This window comes from Buttiauxella agrestis (assembly GCF_900446255.1).
GTDB lineage: Bacteria > Pseudomonadota > Gammaproteobacteria > Enterobacterales > Enterobacteriaceae > Buttiauxella > Buttiauxella agrestis.
This window is the reverse complement of the sequence record NZ_UIGI01000001.1, coordinates 2,389,418-2,409,102: the sequence shown is the minus strand read 5'-3', so window position 1 is coordinate 2,409,102 and position 19,685 is coordinate 2,389,418. Positions and strand designations below refer to the sequence as shown.

At 51.8% G+C, this 19,685-nt stretch carries 18 protein-coding genes; 7 read left to right on the top strand and 11 right to left on the bottom strand.

Annotation, left to right across the window (positions count from 1 at the left end; genetic code table 11):
- Positions 1 to 128: 128 nt before the first annotated feature.
- From DY231_RS11650 to fixA, 5 genes are read right to left on the bottom strand one after another with little or no spacing between them, the layout of a single operon-like run.
- The gene (locus DY231_RS11650) at positions 129 to 1,460 is read right to left on the bottom strand and encodes an MFS transporter (protein WP_115631828.1); all 1,332 of its coding nucleotides are present in this window, start codon (positions 1,458 to 1,460) and stop codon (positions 129 to 131) included.
- Positions 1,461 to 1,512: 52 nt separating this feature from the next.
- A complete protein-coding gene (gene fixX / locus DY231_RS11645) occupies positions 1,513 to 1,800 on the bottom strand; it encodes a ferredoxin-like protein FixX (protein ID WP_115628502.1) in 288 nt (95 codons plus the stop codon).
- Positions 1,797 to 3,083, bottom strand: a complete 1,287-nt coding sequence (fixC, locus tag DY231_RS11640; RefSeq protein ID WP_115628501.1) for an FAD-dependent oxidoreductase FixC — start codon at positions 3,081 to 3,083, stop codon at positions 1,797 to 1,799. The genes fixX and fixC overlap by 4 nt, the downstream gene beginning before the upstream one ends.
- 55 nt (positions 3,084 to 3,138) lie before the next feature.
- Positions 3,139 to 4,080 carry an FAD-binding protein gene (locus DY231_RS11635; RefSeq protein ID WP_115628500.1) on the bottom strand — a complete coding sequence of 314 codons (942 nt, stop codon included), beginning with the start codon at positions 4,078 to 4,080 and terminating at the stop codon, positions 3,139 to 3,141.
- A gap of 12 nt (positions 4,081 to 4,092) precedes the next feature.
- On the bottom strand, positions 4,093 to 4,866 hold the full coding sequence (gene fixA / locus DY231_RS11630) for a putative electron transfer flavoprotein FixA (protein ID WP_115628499.1): 774 nt from the start codon (positions 4,864 to 4,866) through the stop codon (positions 4,093 to 4,095).
- Positions 4,867 to 5,296: 430 nt separating this feature from the next.
- Here fixA and caiT point away from each other — a divergent pair, with 430 nt between their 5' ends.
- The 6 genes from caiT (at position 5,297) to caiE (ending at position 12,346) form a co-directional block, all read left to right on the top strand.
- On the top strand, positions 5,297 to 6,811 hold the full coding sequence (gene caiT / locus DY231_RS11625; RefSeq protein WP_115628498.1) for an L-carnitine/gamma-butyrobetaine antiporter: 1,515 nt from the start codon (positions 5,297 to 5,299) through the stop codon (positions 6,809 to 6,811).
- Between the two features lie 29 nt (positions 6,812 to 6,840).
- On the top strand, positions 6,841 to 7,983 hold the full coding sequence (gene caiA / locus DY231_RS11620) for a crotonobetainyl-CoA dehydrogenase (RefSeq protein WP_115628497.1): 1,143 nt from the start codon (positions 6,841 to 6,843) through the stop codon (positions 7,981 to 7,983).
- Positions 7,984 to 8,051: 68 nt separating this feature from the next.
- Positions 8,052 to 9,272, top strand: coding sequence for an L-carnitine CoA-transferase (caiB, locus tag DY231_RS11615; RefSeq protein ID WP_115628496.1), 1,221 nt, complete (start codon positions 8,052 to 8,054; stop codon positions 9,270 to 9,272).
- 70 nt (positions 9,273 to 9,342) lie between these two features.
- Positions 9,343 to 10,914, top strand: a complete 1,572-nt coding sequence (caiC, locus tag DY231_RS11610; RefSeq protein WP_115628495.1) for a crotonobetaine/carnitine-CoA ligase — start codon at positions 9,343 to 9,345, stop codon at positions 10,912 to 10,914.
- Positions 10,915 to 10,918: 4 nt separating this feature from the next.
- Positions 10,919 to 11,704: a crotonobetainyl-CoA hydratase gene (gene caiD / locus DY231_RS11605; protein ID WP_115628494.1), complete on the top strand. Its 786-nt coding sequence runs from the start codon at positions 10,919 to 10,921 to the stop codon at positions 11,702 to 11,704.
- 48 nt (positions 11,705 to 11,752) lie between these two features.
- Entirely contained in the window at positions 11,753 to 12,346 is a 594-nt protein-coding gene (gene caiE / locus DY231_RS11600; RefSeq protein WP_115628493.1) for a carnitine operon protein CaiE, read from the top strand.
- A 54-nt stretch (positions 12,347 to 12,400) separates the two neighbouring features.
- Here caiE and caiF read toward each other — a convergent pair whose 3' ends face one another.
- The 4 genes from caiF to DY231_RS11580 all read right to left on the bottom strand — a co-directional run bounded on the left by caiF (position 12,401) and on the right by DY231_RS11580 (position 16,346).
- Positions 12,401 to 12,796: a carnitine metabolism transcriptional regulator CaiF gene (gene caiF, locus DY231_RS11595; RefSeq protein WP_115628492.1), complete on the bottom strand. Its 396-nt coding sequence runs from the start codon at positions 12,794 to 12,796 to the stop codon at positions 12,401 to 12,403.
- Positions 12,797 to 12,825: 29 nt separating this feature from the next.
- On the bottom strand, positions 12,826 to 13,797 hold the full coding sequence (gene aes, locus DY231_RS11590) for an acetyl esterase (RefSeq protein WP_115628491.1): 972 nt from the start codon (positions 13,795 to 13,797) through the stop codon (positions 12,826 to 12,828).
- A 102-nt stretch (positions 13,798 to 13,899) separates the two neighbouring features.
- The gene (locus DY231_RS11585; RefSeq protein WP_115628490.1) at positions 13,900 to 14,952 is read right to left on the bottom strand and encodes a YcjF family protein; all 1,053 of its coding nucleotides are present in this window, start codon (positions 14,950 to 14,952) and stop codon (positions 13,900 to 13,902) included.
- The gene (locus DY231_RS11580; RefSeq protein ID WP_115628489.1) at positions 14,949 to 16,346 is read right to left on the bottom strand and encodes a YcjX family GTP-binding protein; all 1,398 of its coding nucleotides are present in this window, start codon (positions 16,344 to 16,346) and stop codon (positions 14,949 to 14,951) included. Before DY231_RS11580 ends, DY231_RS11585 begins: the two co-directional genes overlap by 4 nt.
- Before the next feature lie 181 nt (positions 16,347 to 16,527).
- On the opposite strand from DY231_RS11580, the gene DY231_RS11575 reads away from it, so the two are divergent.
- A complete protein-coding gene (locus DY231_RS11575; RefSeq protein WP_115628488.1) occupies positions 16,528 to 17,538 on the top strand; it encodes a LacI family DNA-binding transcriptional regulator in 1,011 nt (336 codons plus the stop codon).
- Positions 17,539 to 17,619: 81 nt separating this feature from the next.
- On the opposite strand, the gene DY231_RS11570 is transcribed toward DY231_RS11575, so the two are convergent.
- A complete protein-coding gene (locus DY231_RS11570; protein WP_115628487.1) occupies positions 17,620 to 18,531 on the bottom strand; it encodes an OmpG family monomeric porin in 912 nt (303 codons plus the stop codon).
- Positions 18,532 to 18,599: 68 nt separating this feature from the next.
- Positions 18,600 to 19,679: an ABC transporter ATP-binding protein gene (locus tag DY231_RS11565; protein WP_115628486.1), complete on the bottom strand. Its 1,080-nt coding sequence runs from the start codon at positions 19,677 to 19,679 to the stop codon at positions 18,600 to 18,602.
- Positions 19,680 to 19,685: the final 6 nt, after the last annotated feature.

Here is a 19,685-nt window from a genome sequence, read left to right as displayed (position 1 = left end):
GCAATCTAAGCGCCTAAATAGACGTCGATTCATGAGTGCGTTTATTGATGCGCATCAATTTCAAGAGGAAACATAAATAGTTCCGTTCAAGAATATGAAGAAAATCGAGTCAGCAAAAAAAAGTCTTCTCATTTCAAAGGGGATTTTATTGCCAGCGATATCTTTCCCGTCTCATTTAAAGTGAGCCCTTTGGTTTCGGGGGCAAATAAAATAGAAACAGCCAGCCCAACCAGTGAAATAAAGGCACCCATCAACATCACCGTGCTTATTCCATAACGGGCAATAAATACCGGTAAAGCCCACGTCGAAATTACTGTGCCAATCCGGCTAATAGACATAATCACCCCGACCGCTGAGGCGCGAATATCCGTGGGGAAAAGTTCATTGGGATACAGCCACTGTAAAATCCCCGGCCCACCGGAGAAAAAGGCATACACAGCAAAGGCGATAACCACCAGGCTTATCTGCATATGATCCACCCACCCCAGAATCGCCAGCGCCCCGGTCATCATCGCAAAACTGCCGATCAGCAGCGGGCGACGTCCCAGCGAATTGAGCCAGTACATGGCGGGAATGCAGCCCAGCATAAAGAACAGACTGATCACCACATTCCCTAAAGCTGCATTTTTCCCTTGATCCCAACCCAACAGGCCGACGATTTGCGGGCCAAAGGTGTAAATCGCGAACATCGGAATCACCTGACAGGTCCAGATCACGGCTACAAACAGGACAAACGGAAAATGCCGCTTATTAAACAACTGGAGGAAACGCGTTTCCCGCTGTGGTTCGTCATCAAACACCAGCGGTTCACCGAACAGTTTGAGCATCATCTGCTCGCACTCTTTGACCCGCCCTTTACGCAACAGCCAGCGCGGGGATTCGGGGAGATCAAAACGGCCAATCAGAATGATCAGACACGGAATAAAGGCGCTGCCCAGCATCCATCGCCAGCCGTCTACCATGTCATAAAGCCAGAACCCAACCAGGTTGGCGCATGTCGCCCCGACATACCACATCGCGGCAATAAACCCGACCGCGAAAGCCCGCTGGCGGGTACTTGAGAACTCGGTAATCATCGAGGTGGCAATGGGGTAATCGGCACCGATGACAATACCAATTAAGACCCGCATCACCAGAAGCTCAACGGGGGTGGAAACAAACATGGTGGCGATGGAAATAAGCCCGATGGCGGCAATATCGACCAGGAACATTTTGCGTCGCCCAACGCGGTCGGAAATATAGCCAAACAGTGAGGTGCCAATAAATAGCCCCGCCAGCGTTCCTGCCCCGAGCAGGCCAATCCATTGCGCATCGAGTTTTAATATTGGCGTCAGCTGATGCAACGCCACACCGATAATCACCAGTACATATCCATCCAGAAAGGGACCACCACTGCCCCACAGCATGATCCGCCGATGAATGGACGAAAAGCGAATATCATCAAATTTCCTGGGCTGCATGTCCGTTTCCTTTTTCACCACCACAAATACCTCGTTTAAGCGCAGGAAAATATCAGCCGTAGCGATATTCCACACCAAAAGTGCCGCGCGGGTATTCCCATTTTTCCAGTGCCGTTCCGAGACCCAAAATTCGGCAGGTGCCGCACTCAAGACACCCGGCATAATCAAAACGCACCGAACCATCTTCTTGCTGCTTATATAGCCCCGCCGGACAGGCTTTGGTTAATAACGCCATCACCTGCATGTCAGGCTGTGATTTAACAATAATGTGCGGGTTATGTTCATCGACATTGAATTTATTGATGCCCAGTTTGACATCCACATTTACTGGCGTGCTCATAGCGCCGTGACTCCTTTAATGCCGTCTTTAATCAGGTTGATAAAGCCCACTTTTTTGGCATGTTTAAGCATGTTTTTACGCAGCGGTACCGGCGGTTTTCCGTTGATGGTAAAGAGATCGCTGGCTATGCCAATCGCCATTTCCGGATATTGTGTAAACATGCGAGGGTTATCGAGGAACGCGGGCATTTTCTGGTACATTTTCATGTCCCGCAGCGGCCCACCTTCCAGTAAAGTGAGATATTCGCTGAGACTCTTTTTGCTGAAATCATTACGCTGCATGGCACCGAGCACCGTCTTCGCGGCAGCTTCTCCGGAGGAAATCGCCAGATCCATACCACGAATGGTGAACCCGAGGTTCATGCACATCCCCGCCGCATCGCCCGCGATCAGCACGCCATCTCTCACCAGCTCGGTTTGCATCCGCAGACCCGCTTCGGGCACGACATGCGCGCCATACTCCACCATCTTGCCGCCGGCAATCAGGGGGGCGACGAGCGGATGGCTTTTGAAATCTTCCAGCATCTGCGGGACTGATTTTTTGGCCTCGTTCAAGTGATGAAGGCCGCAAACCAGTCCGAGGGATAGCGTGCTGTCGTTGGTGTAGAGAAAACCGCCGCCCATTAGTCCATCGGTTGGCGCTCCGGCAAACAGCCAGGCAGCGCCTTCATTGCCTTGCAAGTTGAATCGGTTTTGCAGCACCTCTTTGGGCAGCTCAATCAGTTCTTTCACGCCCACGGCGACATTTTCCGCCGCCACCGGTTTCGTCATGCCCAACTGTTCGGCAAGCAGGGAATTCACGCCATCGGCAAGGATCACCGCTTTGGCTTCAAGCACATCACCGTCGGCTTCTACGCCAATAACTTTGCCTTCTTTGACCACTAATTTATCGACACGAATGCCTGTGATGCACTGCGCACCCGCGTTTTCTGCCTGCTCCATAAGCCAGGCATCGAATTTGCTGCGCAAGACCGAGTAAGAAACCTCTGCGGCTTTTGGCGCGTCGCCATCGTGGTAATCCACTGTCATGGCGCGCGTTTGTGTCAGAAACGACAGTTTTTCGTGGGTGATCATCCGCTCAATGGGCGCTTGTTCAGCGAAACCTGGGATGATGCGCTCCAGGCTGTGGGCGTACATGCGCCCACCTGTCATATTTTTTGCACCCGCGGAATTCCCGCGTTCGATAAGTAAAACCTGTGCACCTTCCCGGGCCAGCACCAGCGCCGCAACCGACCCCGCCAGCCCCGCACCTACGATGATGGCATCGAAGACATCTTCGGACATAACCACTCCTGAAACTGAATCTGATGGCAGCGTTTTTACGTGCTGCCGGATGGGCTTAATGGGCTAACAGACGTGTCAGCGTAGGAAGAATGGTGCACAAATCGCCCACAATGCCGTAATCCGCGTACTGGAAGATCGGGGCATTTTTGTCTTTATTGATCGCCACAATAGTCTGAGCGCCATTGGCTCCAACCATGTGCTGGATTTGGCCGGAGATCCCCACGGCAAGGTAAAGTTCAGGTTTGAGGATCAGATTGGAGATGCCGACATAACGTTCATGTTCCATCCACTTTTCGTTTTCTGCGACCGGCCGCGAACAGGCCAACTCAGCGCCAATTGCCTCGCACAAGGCGCTCGCCAGCGGAATATTCTCTTTGCTGCCAATTCCGCGCCCGACGCTCACCACCAGCCGGGCTTTATCCAGACACACCGCATGACTTTCACGCTTGCGGGTTTCACCCCGGACAATGGTTTTTTCAGGAGCCAGCCATTGGACCGCTTGCGCCGTGCCGCTTCTTGCACTGTCAGACTTCGCCGCCTCGAAAGTGCCGCTACTGAGTGTCAGCACGCAGAAAGGCGAATGCAGCGTTTCGTCACCAAACGCAAGTCCGCCGTAAACCATATGTTTTGCCACTAACGCGCCGTCGGCAAACTCAGCCGAGCTGACATCATTCACCACAGCAGCCTCAAGACGCGCGCCCAGTCTTGCCGAGAGTAATTTGCCGCGACGGCTGTTAGGTAGCAGGACCAGCCCGCTTTGACTCTGGCTTTTCAGCGTCTGCACCAGCGTATCCGCATAATCTTCGACAATGCGATCGTCCGGCTTGCCTTGCAGTTGCCAGACCTGGTTTGCCCCCAGTTGAAACGCCGCCGCGCTCTGTTGAGCATCAACAGTGAATACCTGAATATTCTCCCCCAATGCCTGCGCACCGCTCATCAGTTCCGGCAGGCGGGACACGGTATCGCTGAACACCCAAACGTTTGAAAACTTGCTCATAACCTGCCCCTTTTACTGGATAATTTTGCGTAAATGCCCGGCAAGTGCCGCGATCTGTTCCTCACCATCTCCTTCGATGATGACGCGCAAACGTTCTTTTTGTTTTGGCGCAGCAATACGCTGCTCAGACAAGGCGGTGACTTCCCCGCAGCCCACATCTGACGCCATCCACACCTGAACCGGCTTTTTCGCGGCATTTAAGATGGCTTTCATAGAGGGAATTTGCGGGGTGTTGATATCAGTGGTCACGCAGAGCACCGCAGGCAGCGGTATCGCCAGGGTTTCGGTTTCATCTTCAAGTTCGCGTTCAACGACAACCGTATCGGCACACAGAGAGAGGATTTTTTTTATCCCGTTGAGCGCCGGGACGCGCAAGACCTCGCCCAGCAACAGACCCACCTGCTGAGCATAAAGATCGGCCGAACCATCACCGCACAGGATCAGGTCAAACCCTTGTTTATTGGCAGCCGCAGCCAGCGTCGCTGCCGTCTGATGCGGCAAAGCGTGTTCCAGTTGCTCATCAATCACCACCACCAGCTCATCAGGCCCGCGTGAAAGCACATCTTTGCGCCCTTTCACATTGTTAAGGGCATTTCCACCCACGCTCAGGGCAATAATTTGTGCATCCGCGACCTGTTCTCTGAGTTGAACAGCGGCTTCAATGGCATTGAGATCGTACTGGCTGATTTTGCATTCGGCGCGAGATAAATCTAATGAACCATTGCCAGGGTTGACCGTAATATCCTGCTCATCGGGCACGCTTTTGTAGCATGTAATAATCTTCATTACATCTCCTGATATATTAATGAAAATGTTATTTGTTGCAGTAATGGGCTAAATAAATACCATGCTGAAAATTGAAAAAATTAAACGCTCGTCACCAATATTGAAGATATGGCTGAGAGAAAGGGAGGATATTCAATATTGCTACCTGACTCACCAATATTGAACGCCGCAAGATAACAAAACCACAAATTAACACACAACTTATTGTTTTTAAGTAATTTAATAAAAATGTTAATTAAATGGTTATGACAAAAACAAATGTGACGAACTTAACAGAACAGGCGTTTATTAGTTCTCATTATAGAGCGGAGTTTTATACCACCAGGAGAAATCATCCCTGCAATGAAATTAGCCGATTTAAATTTAGACAAATAACAAATTGAATATTTTAAATATCCTTATTCACGCCATATAAAAGCGGAATTTAACTATGAGCAATGAAAAGAAAAAGGTGGGAATAGAGCCAAAAGTTTTTTTCCCACCGCTAATTATCGTCGGCATTCTCTGTTGGCTTACGGTTCGCGATCTGGGTGCCGCCAATACCGTGATTAATGCTGTTTTTAGTTATGTCACGAACGTTTGGGGTTGGGCTTTCGAATGGTACATGGTCGTGATGTTCGGCGGCTGGTTCTGGCTGGTTTTTGGCCGTTATGCCAAAAAACGTCTTGGGGATGAGCCACCGGAATTCAGCACCACCAGCTGGGTTTTCATGATGTTCGCCTCCTGCACTTCCGCCGCCGTGTTGTTCTGGGGGTCGATTGAGATTTATTACTACATCTCCAGCCCGCCGTTTGGCCTCGCACCCTATTCCGTGCAGGCGAAAGAGTTAGGTCTGGCGTACAGCCTGCTGCACTGGGGGCCGCTGCCATGGGCCACGTACAGCTTCCTTTCGGTGGCCTTCGCTTACTTCTTCTTTGTGCGCAAAATCGATGTGATCCGCCCAAGTAGTACGCTTGTCCCGCTGATGGGGGAAAAACACGCCAACGGGCTTATCGGCACCATCATCGATAACTTTTATCTGGTGGCGTTAATCTTTGCGATGGGCACCAGTCTGGGACTGGCGACGCCGCTCGTGACCGAGTGTATTCAGTACCTGTTCGGCATTCCGCACACGCTGCAACTGGATGCCATCATCATCACCTGCTGGATCATTCTTAATGCCATTTGCGTGGCATGCGGCCTGCAAAAAGGGGTGAAAATCGCCAGCGACGTCCGCAGCTATCTGAGTTTCCTGATCCTCGGCTGGGTGTTTATCGTCAGCGGTGCCAGCTTCATCATGAACTACTTCACGGACTCCGTGGGTACGCTGTTGATGTATCTGCCGCGTATGCTGTTTTACACCGACCCTATCGCCAAAAGCGGATTCCCACAGGGGTGGACCGTTTTCTACTGGGCCTGGTGGGTGATTTACGCCATCCAGATGAGCATCTTCCTTGCGCGTATTTCTAAAGGCCGCACCGTGCGCGAACTGTGCCTCGGCATGGTCGCCGGACTGACCGCTGCGACCTGGCTACTGTGGACCATTCTTGGCAGCAACACCTTACAGTTAATCGATCAGAACGTGATCAACATTCCTGAGCTTATCAAGCTGCACGGCGTGCCGCGCGCCATCATCGAAACATGGGCCGCGCTGCCGCTCAAAACCGCCACTATCTGGGGATTCTTCATTCTCTGCTTTATCGCCACCGTCACGCTCATCAATGCCTGCTCTTACACCCTCGCGATGTCGACCTGTCGCTCGATGAAAGACGGTGACGAACCGCCATTGCTGGTGCGTATCGGCTGGTCGGTGCTGGTGGGTGTGATTGGCATCGTGCTGCTGGCACTCGGCGGGCTAAAACCCATACAGACGGCGATTATCGCCGGGGGTTGTCCGCTGTTCTTCGTCAACATTATGGTCACGCTTTCGTTTATCAAAGACGCAAAAACGCACTGGAAAGACTAATTTAATCAATATATTAAGAGGTTACAGAGATGGATTTTAGACTCAATGATGAGCAGGAACTGTTTGTTGCTGGCATCCGTGAATTAATGGCCAGCGAAAACTGGGAAACCTATTTCGCTCAGTGCGACAAAGACAGCGTGTATCCGGAGCGCTTTGTGAAGGCGCTGGCGGATATGGATATCGATAGCCTGCTCATACCCGAAGAACACGGTGGGCTGGACGCCGGGTTTGTCACCCTTGCCGCCGTCTGGATGGAGCTTGGCCGTCTGGGTGCGCCGACCTATGTGCTTTATCAACTTCCCGGCGGGTTTAATACCTTCCTGCGTGAAGGCAGCCAGGAGCAAATTGACAAAATCATGGCGTTTCGCGGCACAGGCAAGCAGATGTGGAACTCCGCCATCACCGAACCGGGTGCCGGTTCCGATGTCGGCAGCCTGCAAACCACCTATACCCGCAAAAACGGCAAAGTTTATCTGACGGGCAGCAAGTGCTTTATCACCAGCAGCGCCTACACCCCGTACGTGGTGGTGATGGCGCGTGATTCCGCTTCCCCGGATAAAGCGGTATTCACCGAATGGTGCCTCGATATGAGTTTACCGGGCATCAAAATCAACAAGCTGGAAAAACTCGGCCTGCGCATGGATAGCTGCTGCGAACTGACCTTCGATAATGTCGAACTGGATGAAAAAGACATGTTTGGCCGCGAAGGCAACGGGTTTAACCGCGTGAAAGAAGAGTTTGACCACGAGCGTTTCCTCGTTGCCCTCACTAACTATGGCACCGCCATGTGCGCCTTTGAAGACGCGGCGCGATACGCCAATCAGCGTGTGCAGTTTGGCGAAACCATCGGGCGCTTCCAGCTGATTCAGGAAAAATTTGCCCACATGGCGATCAAGCTCAATTCGATGAAAAACATGCTTCTGGAAACCGCGTGGAAGAGCGACAACGGACTTATCACCTCGGGTGATGCCGCCATGTGCAAATACTTCTGCGCGAATGCCGCTTTTGAAGTGGTCGATTCTTCCATGCAGGTGCTGGGCGGCGTAGGGATTGCCGGAAATCACCGTATCACCCGCTTCTGGCGCGACCTGCGCGTGGACCGTGTTTCTGGCGGCTCTGATGAAATGCAGATTCTGACGCTTGGGCGTTCGGTGCTCAAACAGTATCGCTGATCCATTGCCCCATCCCTCTCCCGTTTGGGAGAGGGTTAGGCTCCCCACACATGATAAGGAATCACATGATGGCCACTCATTTACCCATGCCCGAGTTTGGCCCGTTGTCCGGGCTGCGGGTTGTTTTTTCCGGAATTGAAATTGCCGGGCCGTTTGCCGGACAGATGTTTGCTGAATGGGGCGCAGAGGTTATCTGGATAGAGAACGTCGCCTGGGCCGATACCATTCGTGTTCAACCGCATTATCCGCAACTTTCACGCCGGAATTTGCGCGCCCTTTCGCTCAATATTTTCAAGGATGAAGGTCGTGAAGCCTTTCTGAAGCTGATGGAAACCACGGATATTTTCATTGAAGCCAGCAAAGGTCCGGCGTTTGCCCGCCGGGGCATCACTGACGAATTATTGTGGCAGCACAATCCGCGCCTGGTGATTGCGCATTTATCCGGCTTTGGGCAATACGGCGACCCGCAGTACACCAACCTGCCCGCCTACAACACCATTGCTCAGGCATTCAGCGGTTATCTGATTCAGAACGGCGATAAAGACCAGCCGATGCCGGCCTTCCCATACACCGCAGATTATTTTTCCGGCATGACGGCCACCACCTCGGCGCTTGCCGCGCTCTACAAATCACGCCTGACGGGGAAAGGCGAAAGTATTGATATTGCGATGTACGAAGTCATGCTGCGCATGGGCCAGTATTTCATGATGGATTATTTCAACGGCGCTGAAGTTTGCCCGCGAATGACCAAAGGCAAAGATCCGTACTACGCGGGCTGTGGGTTGTATACCTGTAGCGACGGTTACATTGTGATGGAAATCGTCGGCATCACGCAGATTCAGGAGATCTTCTCCGATATCGGACTTGCGCACCTGCTCGGGACGCCGGAAATCCCGGAAGGAACGCAGTTGATTCACCGCGTGGAATGCCCCTATGGCCCTCTGGTTGAAGAGAAGCTGGACGCCTGGCTGGGAACGCTCACCATCGAGCAGGCGCTGGCACGTCTGGCGCAGCTGAACATCGCCAGCGCCAAAGTGTTGACCATTCCTGAGCTGGAAACCAACCCGCAGTATATCGCCCGCGAATCCATCACCGAATGGCAAACCCTCGACGGCAATACCTGCAAAGGTCCGAATGTGATGCCGAAGTTCAAAAATCACCCCGGAAAGATTTGGCGAAGTATGCCCACTCATGGCATGGATACTGCCGATATTCTGCAAAGCATGGGTTACAGCGAAGCCGATATCAGGGGGCTGGTCGAAAAGGGACTGGCTAAAACTCAGGAATAGCGTCTGATTAGCTCAAACGGGTATTTCAGCCGTTTGAGCCATCGGCGTGTCAGGGTGGGATAAGCGTTAAATGGATCTTCCAGATGGACAAAACTTGCGGCAAATGTGGGACGATTTGGCCGAGTTAAACGGCAACAAAACCGCACTCATTTTCGAGTCTGCAAGGGGTGTAGTCCGGCAATTTAGCTACTGTACGCTGAATGAGGAAATTAACCGTACCGCTAACCTTTTCCTCGAACTGGGTGTGAAAAAAGGCGACAAGATCGCACTGCATCTGGACAACTGCCCGGAGTTTATTTTTTGCTGGTTTGGGCTGGCGAAAATTGGGGCGATTATGGTGCCGATCAACGCACGTTTTTTAGCCGAGGAAAGCACCTGGTTGGTTCAAAACTGCCAGGCGCGGATGGTGGTCACCACCGACAATTTTTCTCCGATGTACCAGCAAATCCTGCGCGAAAATAGCACCTCGCTTGAAGGTATTCTTCTGATTTCGGACCAGGAAAACCTCACGGGCGCGACGACGCTCGATTTTTCGCAACTCAGACAGCGGCAGTCACCTGAGCTTTCCACTCTCGTGGAGCTGAGTGTGGATGACACGGCCGAAATTCTGTTTACCTCCGGCACCACGTCGCGCCCGAAAGGGGTGGTCATTACCCACTACAATTTGCGCTTCGCAGGTTATTACACCGCCTGGCAGTGCGCTTTGCGCAGCGATGATGTGTATCTCACCGTGATGCCCGCGTTTCATATCGATTGCCAGTGTACGGCAGCCATGGCGGCCTTCAGCGCAGGAGCCACTTTCGTGCTGTTAGAAAAATACAGCGCCCGCGCCTTCTGGAGCCAGATCCTGAAATACCAGGCCACGGTCACCGAATGTATCCCCATGATGATCAGAACCCTACTGGCCCAGCCGCCCGCCGCTGGCGAAAACCAGCATCATCTGCGTGAAGTTTTGTTCTATCTCAATCTAGCCGTCGAAGAAAAAGAAGCCTTTATTACCCGCTTTGGAGTACGGCTACTGACCTCTTACGGTATGACGGAAACCATCGTTGGGATAATTGGCGACCGCCCCGGAGACAAGCGCCGCTGGCCCTCTATCGGCCGCACGGGTTTTGGCTACGAGGCACAAATCCGCAATAGCCATAACGATGTCGTTCCGGCGGGGGAAATTGGCGAAATCTGCATTAAAGGCGTGCCGGGGAAAACGCTGTTTAAAGAGTATTACCATCAGCCAGAAGCCACCGCCCAGGCGTACCACGACGGCTGGTTACATACCGGCGATTGCGGTTATCAGGACGAAGAGAGCTTTTTCTATTTCGTCGATCGCAGTAGCAACATGATCAAACGCGGCGGGGAAAACATCTCCTGTAGCGAAATCGAAAACATTATCTCCTCGCATCCCAAAGTTCAGGACGTGGCGGTGATCGGCATTCCCGATGTCATCCGCGACCAGGCGATTAAGGCCTTTATCGTTCTCCACGAAGGGGAAAGCTTCAGCCAGCACGAATTTTTCAGTTATTGCGAATCGAGCATGGCGAAATTCAAAGTCCCCTCTTTTGTGGAGATCCGTCAGGATTTACCGCGCAACTGCTCGGGAAAAGTGATTAAAAAACAGCTTCAGTCATCCAGTGAAAAGGAATAACACAATGAACGATGCACTAGAGATTACCCGTAACGGCCCGGTCCTGGAGATAGTCCTCAATCGGCCAAAAGCCAATGCCATTGACGCCGCTACCAGCATCAAAATGGGCGAAGCTTTTCTGCAATTCCGTGACGACGCTTCATTACGTGTCGCGATTATTACCGGAGCCGGTGAGCGATTTTTCTCCGCCGGTTGGGATCTGAAATCCGCCGCCGAAGGTGAAGCACCGGATGCCGATTTTGGTCCCGGCGGTTTTGCCGGGCTGACGGAAATCTTCAACCTGGATAAACCGGTGATTGCCGCCGTCAACGGCTACGCATTTGGTGGCGGGTTCGAGCTGGCGTTGGCAGCAGACATGATTATCTGTTCTGACAACGCCAGCTTTGCGCTGCCTGAAGCGAAGTTAGGCATCGTACCTGATAGCGGCGGCGTGCTGCGTTTACCGAAAATCTTACCGCCTGCCCTCGTCAACGAAATGGTGATGACTGGCAGACGCATGGATGCAACAGAAGCGCTGCACTGGGGGATCGTCAATCGCGTGGTCAGTCCGGATGCGTTAATGACATGCGCCAGGGAACTGGCGGCACAAATTGTCTCCAGCGCGCCGCTTGCCATTGCCGCCCTGAAAGAAATTTATCGCGCCACCCGCGAATTGCCGATTGAGTCCGGTTATCGCCTGATGCGTAGCGGCGCACTTAAGCATTATCCGGGCGTGCTGCATTCCGAAGATGCGCTCGAAGGGCCGCAGGCGTTTGCCGAGAAACGCGAACCGCTTTGGAAAGGTAGATAACCGGCAACGCTCCGGACAGCCCGGAGCGTTTTCACGATGGAGAACATAATGAGTTATTACTCGTTCGAAGGGCTAACGCCCGTTGTACACCCTACCGCCTGGGTCCATCCAACGGCGGTGATCATTGGGGATGTGATCATCGGCGCTCGGGTTTACATCGGCCCGCATGCTTCACTACGTGGCGACTATGGCCGCCTGATTATCGAGGCCGGAGCCAACATTCAGGATAGCTGCATCATGCATGGTTACTGCGATACTGACACCATCGTGCATGAATGCGGACATATCGGCCATGGCGCAATTTTGCATGGTTGCATTGTAGGACGTGATGCGCTGATCGGCATGAATAGCGTGGTGATGGATGGCGCGGTGATTGGCGAAGAGAGTATTGTTGCGGCGATGAGTTTTGTTAAAGCTGGGTTTATCGGCACACCGAGGCAAATGCTGGTCGGCAGCCCCGCTCGCTTTCTTCGTGCGGTGACAGATGAAGAACTTCACTGGAAACAGCTCAATACCCAAGAGTACCAGGACCTGGCTGCCCGCTGCCACCTCTCGCTTCATCAAACTGAGCCGTTGTGTGAGGTTGAAGTTAACCGCCCCAGATTACGCGGCACGACCGACGTGAGGCCGAAGCATTTGTGAAAACAAATGTGGGGTGGATAAGCGAGAACGCCAATCCACCCCACATCACCCTCCTCACCTGCGCTGGGTTTTCGACAACATCCACTGCCACTTCTGCTCGCGATTAAGCTCGCCCGGCGGCACTGACGCCAGACGTGGTGTGGCGGAGCGGAAAGTCTCTTTTTCCTCGTTTGCAGCTTCTAACCGGGCGTACAACTGCTTATCAATATTACTGATCTTCAATAATCGCTGGCACTGACATCCTCGGCCCTCAAGCTGATTAGGCATGGTTTTGGTTTCACACTCAATTTCCCCCACATCCGCCAGAATATACGACACCGTATTAATGGCTTTGCAGTGCTCGATATTAAATTCACCCGCAATTTCTTTGGCGCTGACCCAGCGATTTTGCGCCATGACCCAATCGGCGATGATTAAATACAACGGCTTATCAATACATTTCTCACTCATACAGACTCCCTAAAAGACAAACTAAAAATTCAGTTCCCGCACAACTGCTGACGAAAATAGCGCGCGCCATCGCGCAGCGCCTCATCGGCAATATCCATCATGCGTGAGTAATGCAAAAAAGCGTGCAGCGTCCCAGGATACATTTGGTAGCGGCAATCCTGCCCATGTTCTTGTAGTGTCTGGTAGAGCGCCACGCTGTCATCAATCAGCGGATCGAACTCGGCCGTGGCGATAAAACACGGCGGGACGGCATCACTCAGATTGTTGTTAAACAGGCAGTAATACGGCGATTCACGCTCGCTGGCATCGTTGAGATAAGCCGTTTCATAAAAGGCTAAATCCTCCTGGCTCAGTCCATCCCAACTGCCACCGTATAAGCGTCTGCTAGCGGAATCCTGCAAACCATAAAGTCCGTACCACAGCAAAAGCCCTTTCACCTGACCGCACTGGATATGTTTATCACGGAGCCAAAGCGCAGACGCCAGCGCCAGCATGGCCCCGGCAGAATCCCCCGCCAGACCAATTTGTTTCATATTTACTGCAAAATTTTCGGCGTGGTGAGAATAGAACTGGCACACGGACACGATGTCTTCGATGGCCTGCGGGAATTTAGCTTCCGGGGAAAGAGGATAATCGATGCCGATCACGTTGCAGCCGGTATAGTCCGAAAGCAGACGCATGATCCTGTCGTGGGTATCGAGATTGCCCAAAATAAACCCGCCGCCGTGCAGATAGAAGAGTGTCGCGGGTGAGCATTGCTGCGCGGTGTAAATCCGGGTGTGAGTTTCGCCCCGCGGGGTCGGCACGGTAATATCCTGGCAGCTAATTAGCTGCGGGCCACCCTCATTCCAGTAACGACGCTCTTCATCGTAGGCTTGCCGCTGCGCGGGAAAATCATTTGAAGCTACGGCGGGCTGCGGATGCGCCTGTTGAAATGCCAGGATCTCGCTCATCTTCGGCGAGATCCTTTCCAGCACGCGCACTTTGTTTTCAGGCTTCATGGTTCCCTCCGGATGAAATTCCTTCCATTTTAGGAACCCGACGCTTTAAAACTGAGAACTCACCGACCGATATTGAATATTTTCATCAGGGGGCTTGCGGATTTACGCCGGGCGTTTACTGATTGTCTCCTTTAATTGCTCGAGTAACTGCTTACGGAAATCACCTAAACGCGGCTTATCATTCTCAATCCAGGGCAATGGGCGGCAAAGTTCCATCGCTTTAATCCCTAAACGGGCGGTCAGCAAACCTGCGCCAATCCCTTGCGCTGCCCGTGTTGAAAGCCTTGCGGCGAGATCCTGGCCTATCCAGTCCATCCCCACTTCGCGCACCAGTTCGCTGGCACCGGCAAAAGCGATGTTTAACAACACCAGACGGAATAGCCGAATACGGCTGTAGTAGCCCAGTTCAATGCCATACACCGTGGCAATACGGTTAATCAGACGCAAATTTCGCCAGGCAATAAACGCCATATCCACCATAGCCAATGGACTTACGGCAATCATCAGCGTGGACTCAGCGGCAGAACGGCTGATCTCCCTACGCGCCTGGTTATCCAGCACCGGCTGAACTAACCGGGCATACAGCTCCACCACTTCGCGGTCGTTTTGTGTTTCGTGAATCGCGGCGTACCAGCGTTGCAGCGCCGGATGACCCTGATCCAGCCCGGCCTGACGAGCCAGCTTTTCGCAGAAGGCTTTCCCCTTACCCATGCCATGGCTGTGCATTAATTCACGGGCTTCATCTCGTTCTTCTGCACGCTGGCGCAAGCGCCATAAACGCCGCCACTCCGTAGCCACAGAACCGACCCCGGCGGCAATAATCAGCCCGCCAGCAATGCCGCCGCCGAGGGCAATCCAGTCCTGCGTAACATAAGCGTTGTGCGTCCATTGGATGCCTTGCGCCACGACGCTTATCCCAAACAGTCCAAGCCCAACCTGCACCATGCGCCGCCACAGGCTACGTTTTGGGCGCAACGCCGCTTCAATGACGGCTTCCGCCTGTCCATTGTCTTCAACGTCATCTAAGGTATTGAGCGCAGGCGTAAATTTTTCGGCCTCTGGCTCGCTAAAAGCATGCGGCGCTTTGTAGGTATCGGCTTTTTCCACATCCAGCGGTTGCGCAAAATCGATACGCGGTTTTAATGGTTCGTTCATCGCAATTTATCCCCGATTAAAAACTCCAGCGCCGCATCCATGCGAATGTGCGGCATCGGCCTGTCCACATCCATCACCTGTGGGCGGAACTGTTCAAACTGAAAACCCTGTTTTTCCCAGAATGCGCTGCCCGGTAAACGCGCAGGCACTTCGCCGGGATAAACCGTTAACGGCTCGCCATCACTTAAACGATTGCCGCGTAACGCCGGGATTTGTTCTCCGCGCACATCGACCAGGCCGCTTTGCGTCGCCTGCACCGATGCAAGCCCCATGCAATCCATGTCGATACCTTCGAACGCGGCATTTTGCCAGGCGTCCTGCACCAGTTGTTGAAGCAGCGCGACCATGTTGGCGTGTTGGTCAACGGTCACGTGGTCAGCCTTAGTGGCGGCGAATAACAGTTTGTCGATAACCGGTGAAAACAGGCGGCGGAATAGCGTGCGCTGGCCGTAATGGAAACTTTGCATCAGTTGTGTTAGCGCCAGACGCATGTCGTTAAATGCCTGCGGGCCGCTGTTGAGCGGTTGCAGGCAATCCACCAGCACAATCTGGCGATCAAATTTAAGGAAATGGTTCTTATAGAACCCCTTCACCACTTTGTCGCAGTAGTAATCAAAGCGCGTGCGCAGCATACCGATGTTGGTGGTTTTATCTGCCTGAGCAAGTTTTGACTCGCCGATGGCGTCCACATCCGGCCACGGGAAGAATTGCAGCGCGGGTGCTCCCGCCATATCACCGGGCAGAACAAAACGCCCCGGCTGGATAAAGTGCAAACCTTCACGCTTGCAACGCAGCAGGTAATCCGTCCAGGCTTCGGATATTTCTGCCAGTCGGTTTTCATCGGCAGGCGCGAGCGGGTCTAACCCTTCACACAATTTACGCCACTGTGCTGACCACTCGCCGCGATCGCCCGTCAATAAACTGGTCATCTGGCGCGACCAGGTGAGGTAATTTTGCGCCAGCATCGGCAAGTCCAGCAGCCACTCGCCAGGGTAATCGACAATTTCCAGATACAGCGTCGAGGTGTCTTTAAAGTGGCGCAGCAGCGAATCGTTAGAGCGATAACGCAGCGCCAGGCGCATTTCGCTCACCCCACGCGTCGGCGTCGGCCAACTCGGCGGCGAGCCATAAAGCTGCGCCAGTCCTTCATCATAGGTAAAACGCTGAATGCCTAAATCGCGCTGCGGCACACGTTTTACGCCCAGCAGGCGCTCTTCGCGCACCGCGTTCAGTAACGGCAAACGTGCACCGTTATGCACGCTCAATAATTGATTCACCATCGCGGTGATAAAAGCCGTCTTACCGCTGCGGCTTAAACCCGTTACGGCAAGGCGTAAATGCCGGTCTACGCCCCGGTTCATCAGGGCATTCAGTTCATTCTTGATTCTGTTCATATGCGTCCTGGCAGCACCCGTCTGTGACTTTAATGAGAAAGGTTATGGGGGTAAATGGTGATAAATCAAAGGACATAGAATCATTTTACACCTATTTACACTGACGCATCGCCAATAGACAGCCCGTTACGTGTTCAGTAATATGCGTTATCTTTTGGCGCAGAACAGGACCGGTTCAGTCATGTCGCCCACCATTTATGATATTGCCCGTTTGGCGAATGTTTCCAAATCCACCGTATCGCGCGTGCTCAATAAGCAGACCAATATTTCCCCGGAAGCGCTCGAACGTGTTTTAAAAGCGATTGAAGAGTTAAATTATCAGCCGAATAAATTAGCCCGAGGGCTAACGTCTTCTGGCTTTGATGCGATTATGGTGATCTCCACGCGCTCAACCAAAACCACGGCGGGAAATCCCTTTTTCTCTGAAGTGTTGCACGCAATTACGGCTCGCGCAGAACTGGAAGGTTTTGACGTCATTTTGCAAACCTCCAAAAATAGTAAAGAAGACCTGCAAAAGTGCGTCAGTAAAATCAAACAGAAAATGATTAAGGGCATAATTATGCTCAGTTCACCGACCGATGAATCATTTTTTGAAGAGTTAGATCAATACGCTATTCCGGTGGTTGTCATTGGTAAAGTTGACGGTGAATTCAAGCATGTTTGTTCAGTCGACACCGATAATTACCACGACAGTATCGCGCTGACACAAACGCTGCTCAATAAAGGGCATCGTAAGATTGCCTGTCTGCATGCCCCGCTCGATTATCATGTCTCGGTCGATCGCCTTGCAGGGTTTAAAGATTGCCTGCATCAGCAAAATATTAACCTGCCTGATGAATGGATCGTCGATGGTGGTTATACCAATGAAACAGCGCTTGAAGCCACGCAGAAATTGTTAAGCGGGGAGAATATCCCAGAAGCAATATTTGCCACAGATAGCCTGAAGCTAATGAGCATCTACCGTATCGCGCAAGATAAAGGAATCAAAATACCCGAGCAATTATCTGTTGTGGGTTATAGCAATGACATGCTCAGTTTTTTACTTTCCCCGCCGCCCGGTGGAATCGAAGTGCCTACGCTTGAATTAGGTACCGCAGGCAGTGCCTTGTTGTTTGATAAAATAACAGGGAAAGCAGCTCCGGGCAGAACAATCATCCCAACAACAATATCTTTGACAGACTCTATTGCTTGATCTAAATGAGGCGGGTGAATTAGGTTTACCATGCTAGAGCAATTGGCGGGATTACCACCCGCCAGTTGAATTGCTTACAACTCAGAATGCGTAATTCACACCAATGCCAGCGTAATGGAATGTATCGTTCTCACCTTCGTCATGGTTTTCCCACTCGTAGGCATATTCCAGCGTCATTGACAGGCCGTTCTGGAAATCGTAAGCATAGAGCAGACCCAGGCGGTTATAGTCGTGGTCTTCGCGATAAATATCTTCAGACCAGTCCCAGTTTGTCCAGCGATCCAGCCCCAGTCGGGTGTAAGGCGTTAAGGTGGTATTCCCTAAAGTAATCGGCAGATAAGCGCGTATTTCCTGCGTTGAGAACTCACCGTTATTTTTATCGCTTTCGGTGTTAAATCCACGTTCCAAATAATAGTTAGTACGCACAGAAACGGTTTCATTGATTTTCCAGGTAAATCCAGTTTCCGTTTCAACGCGGCTATCAGAGTACCCGGTTTGGTCAAGATCGTTATCAAAACGATAGTAGGCTAACCAACCGCTAAAGCTCCAGTCATTGTTGATATTCACATTCCAGTCAGGCTGGAATTTATAACGTTGGGTATTAGCAGTTCCGTTATTAGATCCGTCATCATTTTTAAAGTGATAACCGTAATTACGAAGCCCCCCGGTGAAACCCAATGACCATGCATCATTATCAACAATCTGATAGCGAATATCTAATTCAGGACGATTGAAATAAGTGCCACGCGTGAAATTACTATAGTCAGCAGAACCTTCCTGATACATCGTCATCGAGATAGTCCACGCCCCGTAGCTGGCATTGAAATAGACCGATGGCTCATAAAGCCCGTCTTTATCATCCGCCTGCCCTTCAACATTTTCTATTTCATACATGGCACCTATATTGTAATGCCATGCATCAGTTTCTGCGGAATGAACATAAAGAGGCCCGGCACAGGCGATAAGCGCTGCGCATTGAATTATCTTTTTCATTTGATTTCCTTGTCAAAAACAACTAAGAAACCGGGAATGACTTCCCGGCAGGGTACAGTATTATTTGTTTACTTAATGGCGCATTCGGTTTCAGCGTCAAAAAAATGACTTTTATTCATATCAAAGGTAATTTTTATATTTTGCGCTGCCCGATAATCAACATCTGAATTGGCTCGTAGCGTTAATTCATGCCCGCCCACTGTGGCATATAACATAAATTCAGCTCCGGTGAGTTCGGCAACCGTAATATGAGCGTCCACACCCGCTTCTTTTGGTGAAGGCAAAATATCTTCCGGACGAATCCCTAATATCACCGGTTTATGCTGGTAGTCCGCGAGCTTTAATGCCGCATATTTATCTTCGGGTATCGCAAGTTTCAGCGTTTCGGTAACAAAATGGCCGTTATCCAGCGTTCCACGGATGAAATTCATGGATGGAGAACCAATAAAACCGGCAACAAACATATTGGCGGGATGGTTATAAACGGTTTTCGGCGCCCCGACCTGCTGAATAATACCGTCTTTCATAATCACGATACGCGTCGCCATAGTCATGGCTTCGGTTTGATCATGAGTGACGTAAATCATGGTGGTGTTCAGCTTTTGATGCAGTTTGCTAATTTCTGCACGCATTTGTACGCGCAGTCTGGCATCGAGGTTTGAGAGCGGTTCATCCATCAGGAACACGCCCGCTTCGCGCACAATGGCGCGCCCCAACGCGACACGCTGGCGCTGCCCGCCGGAAAGTGCCGCCGGTTTGCGGTCCAGATAGGTTTTCAACCCCAGAATTGAAGCTGCCCACTGCACGCGTTCATCAATTATTTTGGCATCCAGTTTCTGCATTTTCAGGCCAAATGCCATGTTGTCGTAGACCGACATATGCGGGTATAGCGCGTAGTTTTGGAACACCATGGCGATACCGCGCGATTTTGCAGGAACATCGTTCATGCATACGCCGTCAATCAGCAGCTCGCCGCCGCTAATCTCCTCAAGCCCGGCAATCATGCGTAAAGTTGTGGATTTTCCGCAGCCAGAAGGTCCCACAAAGACGATAAATTCTTTGTCTTCGATTTCGAGAGTGAAATCTTTCACCACATGAACATGGTTATTATAAATTTTCTGAATGTGCTTCAACGAGAGTTGTGCCATCACGTG